Source organism: Synechococcus sp. MU1617 (assembly GCF_020514235.1).
GTDB lineage: Bacteria > Cyanobacteriota > Cyanobacteriia > PCC-6307 > Cyanobiaceae > Parasynechococcus.
On sequence record NZ_VTLB01000002.1, the window covers coordinates 39503 to 54900 of the forward strand.

19 protein-coding genes are annotated in these 15398 nt (G+C 65.1%); 8 read left to right on the forward strand and 11 right to left on the reverse strand.

What is annotated here, in order from left to right; genetic code table 11:
• Positions 1–72: 72 nt before the first annotated feature.
• Both FZZ90_RS04105 and cysC read left to right on the forward strand, forming a co-directional pair.
• On the forward strand, positions 73–399 hold the full coding sequence (locus tag FZZ90_RS04105) for a translation initiation factor (RefSeq protein WP_226424496.1): 327 nt from the start codon (positions 73–75) through the stop codon (positions 397–399).
• Positions 400–430: 31 nt separating this feature from the next.
• The gene (gene cysC, locus FZZ90_RS04110) at positions 431–1075 is read left to right on the forward strand and encodes an adenylyl-sulfate kinase (protein WP_226424497.1); all 645 of its coding nucleotides are present in this window, start codon (positions 431–433) and stop codon (positions 1073–1075) included.
• Here cysC and FZZ90_RS04115 read toward each other — a convergent pair.
• Genes FZZ90_RS04115 through purE form a run of 3 tightly spaced genes read right to left on the reverse strand, consistent with a single transcriptional unit; the run spans position 1035 to position 3322 of the window.
• Positions 1035–2120 (reverse strand): AI-2E family transporter, encoded by a 1086-nt coding sequence (locus FZZ90_RS04115; RefSeq protein ID WP_226424498.1) that lies wholly within the window; start codon positions 2118–2120, stop codon positions 1035–1037. The genes cysC and FZZ90_RS04115 overlap by 41 nt on opposite strands.
• 21 nt (positions 2121–2141) lie before the next feature.
• Positions 2142–2771, reverse strand: a complete 630-nt coding sequence (locus tag FZZ90_RS04120; RefSeq protein ID WP_226424499.1) for an oxidoreductase — start codon at positions 2769–2771, stop codon at positions 2142–2144.
• Positions 2768–3322, reverse strand: coding sequence for a 5-(carboxyamino)imidazole ribonucleotide mutase (gene purE, locus FZZ90_RS04125; protein ID WP_226424500.1), 555 nt, complete (start codon positions 3320–3322; stop codon positions 2768–2770). Before purE ends, FZZ90_RS04120 begins: the two co-directional genes overlap by 4 nt.
• An 11-nt stretch (positions 3323–3333) precedes the next feature.
• On the opposite strand from purE, the gene FZZ90_RS04130 reads away from it, so the two are divergent.
• Positions 3334–4509 (forward strand): N-acetylglucosamine-6-phosphate deacetylase, encoded by a 1176-nt coding sequence (locus FZZ90_RS04130; protein ID WP_226424501.1) that lies wholly within the window; start codon positions 3334–3336, stop codon positions 4507–4509.
• 27 nt (positions 4510–4536) lie between these two features.
• Complete coding sequence (gene bchM / locus FZZ90_RS04135; protein WP_226424502.1) at positions 4537–5250, forward strand: magnesium protoporphyrin IX methyltransferase; 714 nt, start codon at positions 4537–4539, stop codon at positions 5248–5250.
• Here bchM and FZZ90_RS04140 read toward each other — a convergent pair.
• From FZZ90_RS04140 to FZZ90_RS04150, 3 genes are read right to left on the reverse strand one after another with little or no spacing between them, the layout of a single operon-like run.
• Complete coding sequence (locus FZZ90_RS04140) at positions 5214–6161, reverse strand: RNA pseudouridine synthase (RefSeq protein WP_226424503.1); 948 nt, start codon at positions 6159–6161, stop codon at positions 5214–5216. The two genes, bchM and FZZ90_RS04140, sit on opposite strands and share 37 nt — an antisense overlap.
• The gene (locus FZZ90_RS04145) at positions 6158–6895 is read right to left on the reverse strand and encodes a response regulator transcription factor (RefSeq protein WP_226424504.1); all 738 of its coding nucleotides are present in this window, start codon (positions 6893–6895) and stop codon (positions 6158–6160) included. The genes FZZ90_RS04140 and FZZ90_RS04145 overlap by 4 nt, the downstream gene beginning before the upstream one ends.
• Before the next feature lie 39 nt (positions 6896–6934).
• Complete coding sequence (locus FZZ90_RS04150; protein WP_226424505.1) at positions 6935–7447, reverse strand: hypothetical protein; 513 nt, start codon at positions 7445–7447, stop codon at positions 6935–6937.
• Between the two features lie 53 nt (positions 7448–7500).
• On the opposite strand from FZZ90_RS04150, the gene FZZ90_RS04155 reads away from it, so the two are divergent.
• Positions 7501–8646 carry a cysteine desulfurase family protein gene (locus FZZ90_RS04155; RefSeq protein ID WP_226425007.1) on the forward strand — a complete coding sequence of 382 codons (1146 nt, stop codon included), beginning with the start codon at positions 7501–7503 and terminating at the stop codon, positions 8644–8646.
• Here FZZ90_RS04155 and rsmH read toward each other — a convergent pair.
• A complete protein-coding gene (gene rsmH / locus FZZ90_RS04160) occupies positions 8643–9527 on the reverse strand; it encodes a 16S rRNA (cytosine(1402)-N(4))-methyltransferase RsmH (RefSeq protein WP_370631027.1) in 885 nt (294 codons plus the stop codon). The genes FZZ90_RS04155 and rsmH overlap by 4 nt on opposite strands.
• 54 nt (positions 9528–9581) lie before the next feature.
• Here rsmH and FZZ90_RS04165 point away from each other — a divergent pair, with 54 nt between their 5' ends.
• Both FZZ90_RS04165 and FZZ90_RS04170 read left to right on the forward strand, forming a co-directional pair.
• Positions 9582–10766 (forward strand): NAD(P)H-quinone oxidoreductase subunit H, encoded by a 1185-nt coding sequence (locus FZZ90_RS04165; protein ID WP_226424506.1) that lies wholly within the window; start codon positions 9582–9584, stop codon positions 10764–10766.
• A 45-nt stretch (positions 10767–10811) separates the two neighbouring features.
• Positions 10812–11153, forward strand: a complete 342-nt coding sequence (locus FZZ90_RS04170; RefSeq protein WP_226424507.1) for a DUF2752 domain-containing protein — start codon at positions 10812–10814, stop codon at positions 11151–11153.
• 4 nt (positions 11154–11157) lie between these two features.
• Here the strand turns inward: FZZ90_RS04170 and FZZ90_RS04175 are convergent, their stop codons facing one another.
• Complete coding sequence (locus FZZ90_RS04175; RefSeq protein ID WP_226424508.1) at positions 11158–11835, reverse strand: hypothetical protein; 678 nt, start codon at positions 11833–11835, stop codon at positions 11158–11160.
• 59 nt (positions 11836–11894) lie between these two features.
• Between FZZ90_RS04175 and FZZ90_RS04180 the strand changes: the two genes are divergently transcribed.
• Positions 11895–12344, forward strand: coding sequence for a thioesterase family protein (locus FZZ90_RS04180; RefSeq protein WP_226424509.1), 450 nt, complete (start codon positions 11895–11897; stop codon positions 12342–12344).
• Here the strand turns inward: FZZ90_RS04180 and FZZ90_RS04185 are convergent.
• From FZZ90_RS04185 to menA, 3 genes are read right to left on the reverse strand one after another with little or no spacing between them, the layout of a single operon-like run.
• On the reverse strand, positions 12315–13481 hold the full coding sequence (locus tag FZZ90_RS04185) for an AMP-binding protein (RefSeq protein WP_226424510.1): 1167 nt from the start codon (positions 13479–13481) through the stop codon (positions 12315–12317). The two genes, FZZ90_RS04180 and FZZ90_RS04185, sit on opposite strands and share 30 nt — an antisense overlap.
• A complete protein-coding gene (menC, locus tag FZZ90_RS04190; protein WP_226424511.1) occupies positions 13478–14446 on the reverse strand; it encodes an o-succinylbenzoate synthase in 969 nt (322 codons plus the stop codon). Before menC ends, FZZ90_RS04185 begins: the two co-directional genes overlap by 4 nt.
• Positions 14443–15387, reverse strand: a complete 945-nt coding sequence (gene menA / locus FZZ90_RS04195) for a 2-carboxy-1,4-naphthoquinone phytyltransferase (RefSeq protein ID WP_226425009.1) — start codon at positions 15385–15387, stop codon at positions 14443–14445. Before menA ends, menC begins: the two co-directional genes overlap by 4 nt.
• Positions 15388–15398 lie beyond the last annotated feature (11 nt).

Sequence of the window (15398 nt, forward strand, 5' to 3'; positions counted from 1 at the left end):
TAATCAGGCGGTCACGCCATGGGGCGCCCCATGGGCGGTCATCGACAATGCAACCCGGTTGCGAGGGGATGGATGCCGAAGGGAGGTTGGCAGGAATTCAGCAGTGCCGAGAGCCTGCAGCGACCGAGCGGGGCTGCGGCGGAGCCCACAGCCAAGGCGCAGCAAATGGTGCGGGTGCAGCCCACCCGCGGTGGAAAAGGTGGCAAAACCGTGACGGTGATCCGTGGCCTAGAGCTGGATGCTGCGGGATTCAAGGCGCTGCTGAAGAAGCTCAAAACACGCATCGGCAGTGGCGGCACCGCCAAGGACGGCGTGATCGAACTGCAAGGAGATCAGGTGGATCTGACGCTCGAGCTGCTCAGCAAGGAGGGATATCGGCCGAAACGGGCTGGGGGTTAAGGGAGAATGGCCGCCACTTCATGTCGTGGCCATGACCGCCAGCCCCACCTACGGAGAACTCACTAACAAGGGTGCCTCCACCAACATCGCCTGGCATGAGGCCTCCGTGGGCCGCGACGAGCGCTCGAAGCAGCGCGGTCACCGCAGCACCATTCTTTGGTTCACCGGACTGTCCGGCTCCGGCAAGAGCACCCTGGCCAATGCCGTCAACGCGGCACTGTTTGAGCGGGGACTCGCCACCTATGTGCTGGATGGGGACAACATCCGCCACGGCCTTTGCAAAGACCTGGGCTTCTCCGATGCCGACCGTGAGGAGAACATCCGCCGCATCGGTGAAGTGGCCAAGCTGTTCCTGGATGCGGGCGTAATCGTGCTGACCGCCTTTGTGTCCCCCTTCCGTGCTGATCGAGACAAGGCCCGCGGCCTGGTGGAGGACGGCGACTTCCTCGAGGTGTTCTGCGCCGCTGATCTCGAGGTCTGCGAATCCCGCGATCCCAAGGGCCTTTACGCCAAAGCACGGGCAGGGCAAATCAAGGAATTCACTGGCATCTCCAGCCCCTATGAAGCGCCGGAAACGCCCGAACTGAAGATCGACACCGGCAAGCAGGATCTGGCCGACTCCGTGGAGCTGGTGATCAAAGCGCTCCAGGAGCGTGGGGTGATTCCGGCGGCCTGAGTTCGCCGTCGCCAGCCCTGGCGGCATCCGCCAGGGTTTTTATGCAACTGGCCACCGGCACCGCCAACAGCAGTCCCAACAGATCCCCCACGCCATAGATCGCGCCCACCCGGGCGCCAATGGGCAAGGCAATCAGCAACCAGGCCGGTTGCAAACCCACGATGCTGCCCATCAGTCGCGGTTGGATCACCTGATCGACGATCTGACCGACGACTATCGCCGCGGCGAGCAGCTCAAGGCCTGTGCGCGGATCCTGCAGCCCCAGCACGGCACTCACGGAAACAATTGTGATCGCACTGGCGTAGGGAATCAGCGTTGTGAAGCCGATCAGCACGGCGAACAACACGCCATAGGGAATCTCCAGCACGGTGAACACCACCAGTTGTCCAGCGCTGAGGATCAGGGCCAACACCACCTGGCCTGCGAAGTAGCCGCGGAATGTGCGATCCAGTGTCGAGCCCACCAGTCCACGCCAGCGTGGCGGCAACCACTGGAGCAGGCCCGCGGCGATCGGATCCGCCCCCAGCAGCAGAAACACCGCCAGCACCAGCACGATCACCACATTGATCGTGGTGCCCACCGTTGCCCCCAACAGGCCCAACAGGCGCTGGCTCAGCTGCGTGGCCAGCCGACTGAACTGGGCTACCAGATCACTGCTGAGATCAGCGAAATCGGCGGGCAGGCCATGGTCAAGCGCCCAGAGCTGACCTCGATCGATCCACTGCTCTGCCGCCGTGAGCAGAGACGGCGAAGCACTGATCAATTGGCTCAGCTGTTCAATCAAGAGAGGCACCAAGGCCACAGCCGCCCAGACCAGAAGCCCCAGGGTCACCAGAACCACGCTGACGATGGCCCAGGCCCGGGGAAGCCCCCGTTGCGCGAGCCAGCGGCAGGGCAGGTCCAACAAAAAGGCAATCAAAGCCGCGGTGAGGAACAGCCCAGGAAACGGCGCGAACTGGATCAGCAAACGCTTCAGCACAAAGGCGTTCAAGCCCAGCACCGGCAGCAGAAGACCGAGTCGCAACCAGGCCGGCCAGGGCGTCATCAAAACGATGACGCGAATCGATCAGTGCTGCTCAAGGGAGGCCGGCTTGGAAGCGGAACTGACGTAATGGCACCAAAAACTGAGCCAAGCGGCAATCCCGAGGAACTTGAAACCCTCCTCAAAGATCTGCACCGTCTCGTAGGAATTCGGCCACAGTCCCTGAAGGGCATCGGTCAGAACCGACAGGCCCAACAACACCACCGAAACCAGGAAGGTGTCGCCACCGAAGCGCCGTAGGGGGCCACGGAAGCGGAACAACAGCAGCCCGGTGAAGAAGGCGTAGGTGATGTAGAGGAAGGCCTCGCCGAGGTAGCGATCATGCACAAGGAACATGTCGTCTAGGCAGAGCCAAAGCGAGAAACCACCCCCACAGAAGGCGAATTGGCGGTTCAGAACGGAGCCCTGGATCTGCCGGGTGGACGCCGCAAACAAGGCAATGGCAGCCGCCGCCATCCAAAGCAGATAGCCCACGCTGGAGAGGAAACCTTCCCCTAAAGGCGCCTTGCAGGACTGGGCCAAATCCTTCAACACCATCTTGGCGCTGATGCCCTCTGAGGCGCTCCAGACCAGGGCGACCGCATAGACGAAGGCCGCCGGCACCACCGCCCACAGCAGCGTGGAACGCAGGGTGGAACGAACGGGAACACTCATGAATCCATCTGAGAGAGGTAATCCGTGCTGCCCAGATCAACCAGGCGCGCATCCTTGGCCACCACAGCATCGTGAAGGCTGCTGCGATAGTCCTCGAGTTTCTGGGCCAAGCCAGCATCGGCCACCGAAAGGATCTGGGCCGCCAACAAGCCAGCGTTGAGGCCCCCACCGATGGCGACGGTGGCCACCGGAATCCCCCCCGGCATCTGCACGATCGAGTGGAGGGAATCGACCCCGGACAGCGCCTGGCTTTTCACCGGCACGCCGATCACGGGCAGCGTGGTGAGGGCCGCCACCATGCCGGGGAGATGGGCCGCCCCACCGGCACCGGCGACGATCACCCCAAATCCCTGATCCCGGGCCGCTTGAGCGAAGTTCACCATCTCCAAAGGGGTGCGGTGGGCCGAGAGCACCCGAACCTCCACCTCCACTCCCAGCTCGCGCAGGATGGCGGCAGCGGGTTCCATGGTGGGCAAGTCAGAGTCACTTCCCATCACAACGGCAACTCGAGGGAGCACTGGCAGCACAACGCAGAGGGGCAAGACTGCCATCGTCTCCCTCCATGGCTGCCGCGGCCAGTGTTGCGTTGATGCACCGGATCACCAACGTTCGTTTGCCGGTTCCCCTGCCTGGGGACGGAGACCAGCGCTACGGCGTCGACCTCGACGACCAGGGGCTGATCTGCCGCATCGATGCGATGGGCGCTGAGGCTCCACATACGGATGAGGACTGGAACGGCGACTGGCTCAGCCCCCGGGGTGTTGACCTGCAGATCAACGGCGGGCTGGGGCTGGCCTTCCCGGAACTGAGTGCGGCGGATCTACCCCGGCTGGAGGAATTGCTCGAGCTGTTGTGGCGCGATGGGGTCGAAGCGATCGCACCAACCCTGGTGACCTGCGGCATCGCACCGCTGCGCCAGGCCCTGGCCGTGCTGCGACAGGCCCGACAACAGCACCATCGAGGCCGTTGCCGGCTGCTGGGGGCCCATCTGGAGGGTCCCTTTCTGGCGGAGGCCCGCCGCGGTGCCCATCCCCGTGAACACCTGGCCAGCCCCAGCCTGAAAGCCCTGAACGAACGGATCGGTGGGTTCGAAACGGAGATTGCCCTGGTCACCCTGGCCCCCGAACTGGACGGGGCCGCTGCGGTGATCGGGCGTCTGCGGGAGCTGGGCATCGGCGTGGCCCTCGGCCACAGCGCCGCCACTGCAGAACAGGCCAGCGCAGGTTTCGATCAAGGGGTTGGCATGCTCACCCACGCTTTCAATGCCATGCCGGGCTTGCACCACAGAGCACCGGGGCCGCTGGGGGAAGCCTGCCGGCGCGGAGGGATTGCCCTGGGGCTGATCGCCGATGGCGTGCACGTCCACCCAACGATGGCGGTGCTGTTGCAACAGCTGGCGCCGGAGCAAACGGTGCTGGTGAGTGATGCGCTGGCTCCCTACGGCCTGGCCGACGGGGAGCACCGCTGGGACGAGCGGGTATTGGTGGTGGAGAACAGCACCTGCCGCCTCGAGGACGGCACCCTGGCGGGGGTGACCCTGCCGCAACTCGAGGGGGTGAAGCGGCTGGCCCGCTGGAGTAACGGCCCCAGTGCTGCGATCTGGAGCGCCACGGTGGCGCCGAGGCGGGTGATCGGCGATGCAACGGGGTGCATAGACGCCTTGATGGGACGGCCACTGACGCAGCTGCTGCGCTGGCGCCAGGACAACGGTGAGCTGCACTGGGCCTGCGCTGCTTAGGATCCCGCCGACGCAAACCCTTCCGCCATGGCCCCCGATCAGCTGCTGGAGCAGAAACAGGCCGAGAAGAAGGAGGTGAAGGGCTACTTCGAAACCACGGGCTTCGACCGCTGGAACCGCATCTACAGCGACAGCGACGACGTGAACAAGGTGCAGCGCAACATCCGCATCGGTCACCAGAAAACCGTTGATGAAGTGCTGGCCTGGATCAAGGAAAGCGGTGAACTCAGCCAGGCGAGCTTCTGCGATGCCGGCTGCGGTGTGGGCAGCCTGAGCCTGCCGCTGGCGGCCATGGGGGCTGGATCCATCAACGCCAGCGACATTTCCGAGGCCATGGCCCAGGAAGCGGAGCGCCGGGCCCGCGAGGCCGGTCTCGACATGGCCAAGCTGAACTTCTTCGCCAGCGACCTGGAAAGTCTGAGCGGTTCCTTCCACACGGTGTGCTGCCTGGATGTGTTCATCCACTACCCCCAGCAACCGGCCGAGGAGATGGTGAAACACCTCTGCAGCCTCACCGAAGAGCGACTGATCGTGAGCTTTGCGCCCTACACCCCGCTGCTGGCGCTGCTGAAGGGCATCGGCCAGCTGTTCCCCGGCCCCAGCAAAACCACCCGGGCTTACACGCTCAAGGAAGACGGCATCGTGAAAGCAGCGGAAGCCTGCGGCTTCAAGCTGGTGCGCCGCAGCCTGAACAAGGCCCCCTTCTACTTCTCGCGGCTGATTGAGTTCCGCAAGGCCTGATCTCCCTCACTTGGGGGATCCACCTGGAGTGTTGTCTCCCCCAAGTGAGGGAGACCCGAAAGCCGCCAGGCGTGCAGCCGGTAGCCGCCATCCCCTGGGGTTGCTGTTGCTGCGATCTCGCGATTGCGGAGATAAAGCGGATCCCCCAGCAGCGGACTGCCCAGCTGCGCCAGGTGGATGCGGATCTGATGAGGCCGGCCGGTGGTGATCGTCACCTGCAAGCGATCACCCTCAGCCGTGCGCTCCAACAGCTGCAGCTGGGAGTGGGCTGAGAGCCGTTTGCGGATCGGGGCATCGTGGAGCGGTTCCGGCCCCCAGATCCAGCCCAAGAGCGGGTGCGGCCGTTCCACCACATCACTGTCCAGCGTCAAACACTGCCCCAACTCCAACCCCGGCACCCGCTGGCTCCAGGCCTGATACACCTTGCGGCAACCGCCGTCGGGCCGGAATTGCTTCGACCAAAGGGCGCGGGTCTGCGGCGTGCGGGCACACACCTGCAGGCCGGAGGTGAACCGTCCCAAGCGGTGCACCGGCCGCGCACCGGTGGGTTCAAGCAGGGCCGTGAGCGTGTGGCGCAGAAAACCACCACCAGGCATCACCGGCAAGCCGGAGGGCTTGTTGATCACCAACAGGTCGCCGTCATCGTGGATCGTCTCCCATTGATCGGGGATGGCCTCCTCCAGCCAGGGCGGACGTCGCCAAGAGAGGGTTTCACCGCCCTGCAGCACTCGATCGCCGGTGAGCAGCGCTCCGTTCCAATCCAGCTCACCAGCGGCGATTCGCTGCTGCCACACCAACCCATCGGAGTGGCGATAGCGATCCGCCAGCCAATCGCTCACTAAGGTGCCGGCATCGGCCAACGGCACCTTGTCGCGATAGGTCCAGCCGTCGTTCAGCGCAGCCGGCTTCAAGTCACCAGACGGTGCTCCAGGGCGTAACGCACCAGTTCCGTGCGGCTGGAGGTACCCGTCTTGTTGAACAGGCGGCTCACGTACTTCTCGACATTGCGGATCGAGGTCTCCAGCTGACGGGCAATCTCCTTGTTCATCAGGCCCTCAGCCACCAGCTGCAGCACACTCGCCTCCCGCGGCGTGAAGCTGTGCACCACGGGCTCTGTGGAGGGCAGCGCTTCCGCCTGGGCGAGCAGCGAGCGGATCTCAGTGATCTGCTTGGCCATCTGGCCCATATCGGTATCCGCGAAGCGCGCTGCTTCCTGCAGCAGCCGTTGCTGGCGCTGGGCCACATTGCGCACCCGCGCCACCAGCTCATCGGGGTCGAAAGGCTTGGGGATGTAGTCATCCACCCCGGCCAGATAACCCTGGGTGCGGTCAGCCGTCATGCCCTTAGCGGTTAGGAAGATCACCGGAGTGCCGCCGAGCCGTTCATCGGCGCGCAGCTTCTGCAGCAGGCCATAGCCATCCAGCCGCGGCATCATCACGTCGCTGATCACCACATCCGGCAACATCTGCTGAGCCTTGCTGAACCCCTCTTCCCCATCAACCGCGGTGGTCACATCAAAGCCTTCATCTTCCAGGTAGGCCTGCACCGCCGTGCGCAGACCGGGCTCGTCGTCCACCAGCAACAGGCGCGGGGCGGGCGCCGCGGCCTCTACGGGTTCAGCGGTGGGAGTAGGCGCGTCGCTCATGACCGGAATCGCTCTTGTCGCAATGTATGGAGCGCACGCTCAACGGGCCAGTGCGGGTAACTGCTCCTGCTGTTCGGGGATCAGGGTCGAAAAGCCCAGATCCAGGGCCTTTTGGCGCAACGTGGCAGGGTCGGTTCCCGCCACCTCCGGCACGCAGGCCGCCCACCACACCAGGTGATCTTCCCGGTTGACATCGGTGATCGGACCGCCGGGATTGAGGGTGCGCACGTAAACCGCCATCGGGGTGCGTTTCACCCGCACAGGCTTGATGGTGGAGCAGTTGACGCTCTCGACATAGACGTTCAGATCCGACGCCGACTCCTCCCACAAGCTGTAGCTGCGGGTATCGGGATTCGACGAGGCTGGCTTGACCCCATAAATCCCGATCGAGAGGGTGCCGACAGGGGCCGGGCGTTCGATCAGCACCTTGAGATCAGCTGGCCGCGATTGCCGCATCTGCTCCAGCACCTGCTCACGATCAAAACCACTCACGGGCTGCGCCCAGATCAACCCCCCCAAGCCCAGCAGAGCCATCGGCGTTCGCAGACCCATGCCTGTGCTGTTCGCAATGCAGCACCATGATCGCAACATCTGCCTGAATCGTCCTGAGCGGCTCCGCTCTCGCCTTTGATTTCCAGGCCACCACCCCCTGTGCGGCTGAGGTGGTGGAGGCGATGGCGCCCTTCTGGAGTGCGGACTGGGGCAATCCCTCCAGCCGGCAGCATCGGCTCGGCCTCAGCGCCTCGGCAGCGGTGAAGCTGGCACGGCGCCAGCTGGCGGAGGCGGTGGGGGTAAACCCGCAACGGCTGGTGTTCACCAGCGGCGCCACCGAAGCCAACAACCTGGCCCTGCTGGGCCATGCCCGCGCTTTGGGTAGCGGACATCTGATCAGCGTGGCCACCGAGCACCACGCCGTCCTCGATCCGCTCCAGCAACTGCAGCGGGAGGGGTTCAGCGTCACCCTGCTGACTCCAGGCCCCGATGGACTGATCAGCCCCGATCAGCTGGAGGCAGCGATCACCCCCGAGACGCGGCTGGTGAGCGTGATGGCAGCCAACAACGAAATCGGCGTGCTCCAGCCGCTTGAGCAGCTGGGAGCTGTCTGCCGCAGCCATGGCATCACCCTGCACAGCGACGGGGCCCAAGCCTTCGGGACATTGCCGCTGGCCCCTGATGCCCTGGGCGTTGATCTGCTCAGCCTCAGTGCCCACAAGCTCTACGGGCCCAAGGGCATCGGCGCCCTCGTGCTGCGGGAGGGCATCGCCATCGAACCGCTGCAGTGGGGGGGCGGACAGGAAGCGGGGCTCCGGGCCGGCACCCTGCCCACCGCTTTGATCGTGGGCTTCGCCGCCGCGGCCCGCCTCGCTCTAGAGGAGCGGGAGCTGCGCAACAAGCGCCTTCAACACCTGCGGGATCAGCTCTGGGAAGGCCTGCAGCAGCGCCTCCCCGGCGTACTGCTCAATGGAGCCCTACAGCCACGTCTGCCCCACAACCTCAACATCAGCCTGCCCGGGGTGAACGGCAGCCGCCTACACCGGGCCCTGCGCCCGCAACTGGCCTGCAGCAGTAGCTCCGCCTGCAGCAATGGCGCGCCATCCCACGTGCTGCAAGCGATCGGCCGCTCGCGAGCTGAAGCCGAAGCCTCCCTGCGGCTGAGCCTGGGGCGCGAGACCACAGCCGCCGAAGTGGATCAAGCCACCGCCGCGATCACCGACGCCGCAGTTGCCGCCGGGTTCCTCAACGCTCGCTAAGCATCGGCCAAACGCTGGGCCAGCCGCCATTTGGCACTGCGGCTGCGGGGGTTGGCCTCTTCCTCCTGCTCAGTCGCCACCACCGGCTTGCGAGTGATCCGTTGCAAGCGCTCATCCCGGAGGAATGAGGTCTTGACGCGGCGGTCTTCCAAGGAATGGAAGCTGATGATCCCCAGCAGGCCCTCGGGCTCCAGCCAGTCGGGAGCCTGCAGCAGCAGGCGATCCAGCACCCCCAGCTCATCATTCACCGCAATCCGCAGGGCCTGGAAGGTGCGGGTGGCAGGGTGAATCCGTCCCCGCCGCGCCTTGGGGGGGTAACAACCGGCCACGGCGTAGGCCAAGGCCGCGGTGCCCTCATAAGAGCCTTTGTCCTTGAGGTCGGCTTTGATGCGCCGGGCGATGCGGCGGGAGAGCCGCTCCTCCCCGTAGGCATAGATCAGATCCGCCAGCGCGTTCTCCTCCAGGCGATCAATCAACTCAGCCGCGGTCTCCCCCTCACTACCGGAATTCATCCGCATGTCCAAGGGACCATCGAGGCGAAAACTGAAGCCCCGCGCTGCCACATCCAGCTGCGGGCTGCTGACCCCCAGATCCGCCAACACCATCACGGCGGGCTCGGGCGGCACGTAGTCGGCAAAATTGGTGGCGACGATCGAGACGCGATCGCCGAAGGGCGCCAAACGCTCGGCCGCCGCGGCCCGGGCCGTGGCGTCCTGGTCCAGGCCGATCAGGCGCAGGCCGGGATGCTGTTCCAACAGCAGGGCGCTGTGGCCGCCTCCACCAAGGGTGGCATCAATCAACAGACCATCCGGACGTGGGATCTGCCGGGCCGCATCCAGCACCGCATCGGCCAGCACGGGCACATGGCTGAAGGGGGGCACAAGCCACAGGCGAAGACTCCTTAAGATCTACTCATCGATCGGACCACCGCTCCCATGACGCAGCTGGAAACGCGCACGGAGCCCATGGTGGTGAACTTCGGGCCCCACCACCCCTCCATGCACGGGGTGTTGCGGCTTGTGGTCACCCTCGATGGTGAGGACGTGGTCGACTGTGAACCGGTGATCGGTTACCTCCATCGCGGCATGGAGAAGATCGCCGAGAACCGCACGAACGTGATGTTCGTGCCCTACGTGAGCCGCATGGACTATGCGGCTGGGATGTTCTACGAGGCGATCGTGGTGAACGCCCCGGAAAAACTGGCGAACATCCCGGTACCCAAGCGAGCCAGCTACATCCGGGTGCTGATGCTGGAACTCAACCGCATCGCGAACCACCTGCTCTGGCTTGGACCCTTCCTCGCGGACGTCGGAGCCCAGACCCCGTTCTTCTACATCTTCCGCGAGCGGGAGATGATCTACGACCTCTGGGAAGCCGCCACCGGCCAGCGGCTGATCAACAACAACTATTTCCGCATCGGCGGCGTCGCCGCTGATCTGCCCTGGGGCTGGCTGGAGAAGTGCCGCGATTTCTGCGACTGGTTCGGCCCCAAGATCGATGAATACGAAAAGCTGATTACCAACAACCCGATTTTCCGGCGCAGGATTGAAGGCTTGGGAACGATCGAGAAGGCAGACGCCATCAACTGGAGCCTCTCCGGCCCGATGCTGCGCGCCTCCGGTGTGCCCTGGGATCTACGCAAGGTTGATCACTACGAGTGCTACGACGACTTCGACTGGCAGGTGGCCTGTGAGAAGGAAGGCGACTGCTACGCCCGCTATCGCGTGCGCATCGAAGAAATGCGCCAGTCCCTCAAGATCCTGCGCCAGGCATGCGACATGATCCCCGGCGGCCCCACTGAAAACCTCGAGGCCAAGCGCCTCAACGAAGGCAAGGGCAGCGACGCCGCTGGTTTCGACTTCCAGTACGTGGCCAAGAAGGTGGCACCCACCTTCAAGATCCCCAACGGCGAGCTCTACACCCGGTTGGAGTCGGGCAAGGGCGAGATCGGCGTGTTCATCCAGGGCAACAACGACGTCACCCCCTGGCGTTTCAAGATCCGTGCTGCCGATAGCAACAACCTGCAGATCCTTCCCCACATCCTCAAGGGACACAAGGTGGCCGACATCATGGCCATCCTCGGTTCCATCGACGTGATCATGGGATCGGTGGATCGCTGATCACTGAACCGTTTTCTGCGCCGGTTGCAACGCGCGGGCTTTCTATTGCCCGCGACCCTGACGGGTGCGTTATGGCTCAAGGGCTTGCATCCAGGGATACCCGGCCTGAGCTGCCCGCTTCGTGCCCTCACAGGCGTGCCCTGCCCCACCTGCTTTCTGACCCGAGCGACGGGGGCAGCGCTGATCGGTGATCTGAGCGGATCGCTGCAGTGGCATCTGTTTGGCCCCATCGTCGCCCTTGGGCTGGTGCTCTGGAGTGTGCTGGCCCTCCAGCAACGGCGCCTCATCCCAAAGGGCCTGCTCTTCTGGCCCCTACCGGTGGTGGCTGGAGGGTTGATCAGCTATTGGCTGCTGCGCCTGAGCAACAACAGCTGGCCCAGCGGCTGAGGCCTCAGCGCAAGAGGCCGCGCTGATAGGCGACGTTCTGCAGGAAAAAGCTGGCCATGGGGATCACCACAAAGCCACCCAGGCCACAGGTCAACAGGGCCAGCAGCCCCACAACGAGTCCCGTCAACACCTCAAGCCCCACGAAGCTCAAGCCGTTCTCCGAGCGATAGACCACCTGGAACGAGTGGGCAAATGCTTCACCGATGGTCATGTCGGTAACGAAGATGCGATTCACGAACACCGGCGTCACCAACGCCACCGCAATGCCGGGAAGGATGCAGAGCAAAAAGCCAATGGTGGTGACCAGCGAAAAGAACAGTCCCGCCAGGATGTAACGCCACCAACGACCGGTGAGCAGCTGAGCGGCAGCTGAAATCGTCACCACCTCACCGCGCTCGTAGTAGAGGGCAGGAACGGCCACCAACAGCACCGACAACAGGCTGGCGAGGATGGAGAAAGGCAACTGAACCAATTGGGCGAGCACCGCTCCGAGCCCCAACGCCGCATCGCTGCTGCCGATGATCGCCGACACCACAACGATGATCAGTCCGTACACCAGAACAGCCAACAGCGACAGCACAATCGAGCCCACCCAGCTCACCAGCACCACCGGGATGTGCTGCAGGAAGGCCTGCCAGGCCTTCTGGACGGACGGGGGCTCGAAGGCGATCGGCGCGGCCATGGTTCGGGCGGAATTTCTGTCAGGGTGACAGTCGGCACCGGCTTGAACAACACATCGCCATGACCTCTGCCCCCTGGCTGGAGCTGAGTCGAACCGTGCGCTTTAGCGACACGGATGCCGCCGGCGTGATGCACTTTCAGCAGCTGCTGGGCTGGTGCCACCAGGCCTGGGAGGAAAGCCTGGAGCGGTTTGGTTTGCCGGCGGGTTCAGTCTTCCCTGGCGGCCGCGGAGAGCAACCGAGCGTGGCCTTGCCGATCGTGCACTGCCATGCCGATTTCCGCGCCCCGGTGCAGGTGGGCGACAAGCTGCTGATCCGCCTGGAACCGGAACGGCTTGATCCCAGCAGCTTTGCGGTGAAAAGCCAGGTGCTGCTGGAGGAGCAGCTGGTCGCCAGTGGCTGCCTTCGCCACGTGGCCATCGACGCCCAAACCCGGCGCCGATGTGCCCTGCCCGATGGCCTGGACCGTTGGCTGGAAGCGTCAAGCCTCGGCCGCATCCAGCCGCTCTAACCACTCCCGCCAGCGCTGGCGCTGCCATTTGCCCAGCGCCGAGGGGGCCAAGTCGGGGCACAACAGCCAACGCCGCGGCGTCTCCGCCGCTGACCAGGACAGTGTGAGGGCCTCGAGCCGCGGCAACACCGCAGCGTCCGTGCTGCAGACGAGGGCCACCAACCGCTGCCCCCACTCCGGATCGTGCACACCGAGAAGCAGCACGGTGCTCACCGGAAGCGATGCCGCCTGAATCGCCGCCATCAAGCGCTCCTCCAGCTGCTCGGGGAACACGGTTTCCCCACCGGAGTGAATGGCGCCATCGATCCGGCCTGCAATCTGAAGGCCTGGGGTCAAGCTGGCCCGATCGCCGGAGCACCACCAGCCATCGGCATCCGTAAGCGGTTCCCAGCGATCCGGCTGATCCGCCCACCAACGGCCCAGGGCCAACCGATCAGTGCGCACTTGAAGGGCCCCATCAGCGGCCAGGCGCAGCTCCACATCGATCAGCGGGTCCCCACACCCCAGCTCGCCGGCCAGGAAGCGATCCGGTGGCAACGCCGCCACCATCGCCGCCGTCTCCGTTGACCCGTAACAGGGCGCCAGCGGCAGCTGCAAGGCACGCGCCTGATTCGCCAACGAAGCCGAAAGAGCAGCGCCACCGATCCAGATCAACTGCAGCTGCTGCAAGAACGCCACCCCGTCGGGATGAGCCAAGAGCCGCACCAATTGCGTGGGCACCAACGAAAGCACTACAGGGTTCTTGCCCCAGGCAGGCAGGCCCTGGCAAAAGGCGAGCAATTCAGTGGGGGTTTTCATCAACCCCGGCGCCAGTGGCTGATGCCCCGCGCCCCAGCAGCGGGCGCGCCACCAGGGCATCAGACCACTCACATGGGCCAGCGGCAGTGGATTGAGCAGCAGGGTGGACGCAGGGTCAAGACCGATCCCTGTCAACCAATGGGCGGTGGCTGCGGCCGAACGGTCCAGATGCAGCGACGGCTGGGCGCAGCAACGGCTGCCGCCACTACTGCCACCACTGCGCACCACCACCCCCGGCCCCGGTGGCAACTGATCGATAGGGGCCGCTTCCGCCTCGGGCGACAGGGGCACCCACTGCCCCGCCGCCAGCCCCTGCTCCAGCCGCTCGAGCTCGCTCATGCTGCTGCCGCCCAGACCTGCTCTGGATCCGTGGAGAACAAGGGCCCCGATGGCGTCCAGCCGGGGGCCAAGCCCGGTGCTGCCGGCGTTGGACCCTTGTCCTGAAGCCCGGCCAGATGCTCCAACCAACGCCGACCGATGCCGGTTTCAAATGCCGTGCTCAGCATCCGTTGGGGCAAGCCCGCCTGCAGCTCCCGCAACAGCAGGCGGGGATCGCCCTCCAGCGCAGGCCGACGCACCTGCCAGCCGCTCCAGCTGCTCCGCAGCTCCGGGTGCTGGTCGAGCGATTCATCGAGGGCCACCGGCCCCAGCGCCGCCAACTGCTCCAGGCCGGCTTGATCCTTCACCGCCAGCGGCTGCTCCAACCAGTCCAGGCGCGGGTCACCGCGCAACCGCTCCATCCAAGCCTCAGCGGTGCTGCGGTCCCAGCCGCCATTGGCATCCAGACGCAACCGGGCCGTGGGCGGCAACCGCTGGAGCAACTGCTCGAGCAGCTGACGTTCGAGGGGATCGGACTCCGTCGCCACCTTCCACTTGAAGGTGCAGCCCTCCAGGCCACCCGCCAATGCTGCCGCAGCCTCCAGGGCCGAAAGCATGGCCTCGCCAGCCGGCAACAACAGCGCAGGGGCAGGCGCCTTCAGCCATCCCTGGGCCGAAGCAGCACCCACCACACCTTGCAGCTCCGCCAGCGCTGCACCAAGACCAAAACCCACGGCCCCTGGAGCCTCACGCAACACAGCCTCCAGCTGAGCCTGAGGAAGCTCGTCCGGCAGCGAGGCGAGAGCCTGCTCACAGGCCGTGAACTGCTGCTGCTGCAGCGGAGCTACTTCGCCCCAGCCCACGGCCCCACGACCGTCATCCAGCCGCAGCAACCAGCCACAGCGCTCCCTCAACTCGCCGGCTGCCGTGCGCAACGGCTGCAGCAGGGCAAAGCGGAAGCGGCGACGCTGCAACCGGAGCGTCATCCGACGGTCCAGACGCGAGCCAGGGCCAGACCTGCACTCAGCCCCAGACCATTCCATCCCTGGAAGCGCAAGGCCAGAAACTTGCTGCCGCTGATCAGCTCCGGCCGGTCGTGATGGCGCTGGAGCAGACGCATCAGCTGCACACCGGCAGGACAACCAAGAGCGCTCAACAACACCGTCGGCGGCCAGTCCCCATGAAGCACGGGCACCCACTCCAGGGCCAGCGTCAAGGCCACAAACCAAGGCACCAAGGCCGCTGCCCGGGCCGTACCCAGACGCACCACCGGCGAACATTTGCCATGGGCGGCGTCCTCCTCCACCTGATGGAAGTGGGAGCAGAACAAGACAAGCGTGGTGGCCAGGGCGGGGCCTGCCCCCAACATCCATGCCGTGCCCCAAGGAATCGATGTTGCCCCCCTGGGCTGCAACACCACCAAAGCCGCTGCGGTGGCGAAGGGACCAAAGGCCAACCAACACAGGGGCTCACCCAGGCCGCGGTAGCCCAGGCGGAACGGAGGGCCCTGGTACACGTAACCCAGGCCGCAGCACACCAACACCAGGCCCAACACGGCCCCGCTGCTGTTCCAGGCCAACCCGGCCATCACCAGCAACCCCAGCAGCAGCGCAGCGGTCGCCCCCTGGGCGACACGGTCCCGACGGCCGGTGAGATTCACCACGGAATGGGGCTTACCGGTGGCATCCACACCCGTGGCTGCATCAAAAACATCGTTGCTGAGGTTTTCCCAGAGCAGCAGCAGGATCGCCGCCAGCACAAAGCCCCCCAACTGCAGCCATCGCAGAGAGCCCGCCACCCCGAACTGCCATCCAGCCGCCAGCAGCACGGGCATCACGGCGACGGAATACATCGGCCACTTGATCGCTGCCTTCCACAAACGGCGCCGATCGGCGTAACGGGATGCGACAGCCTGCGGCTCAGACATGGACAGGACCC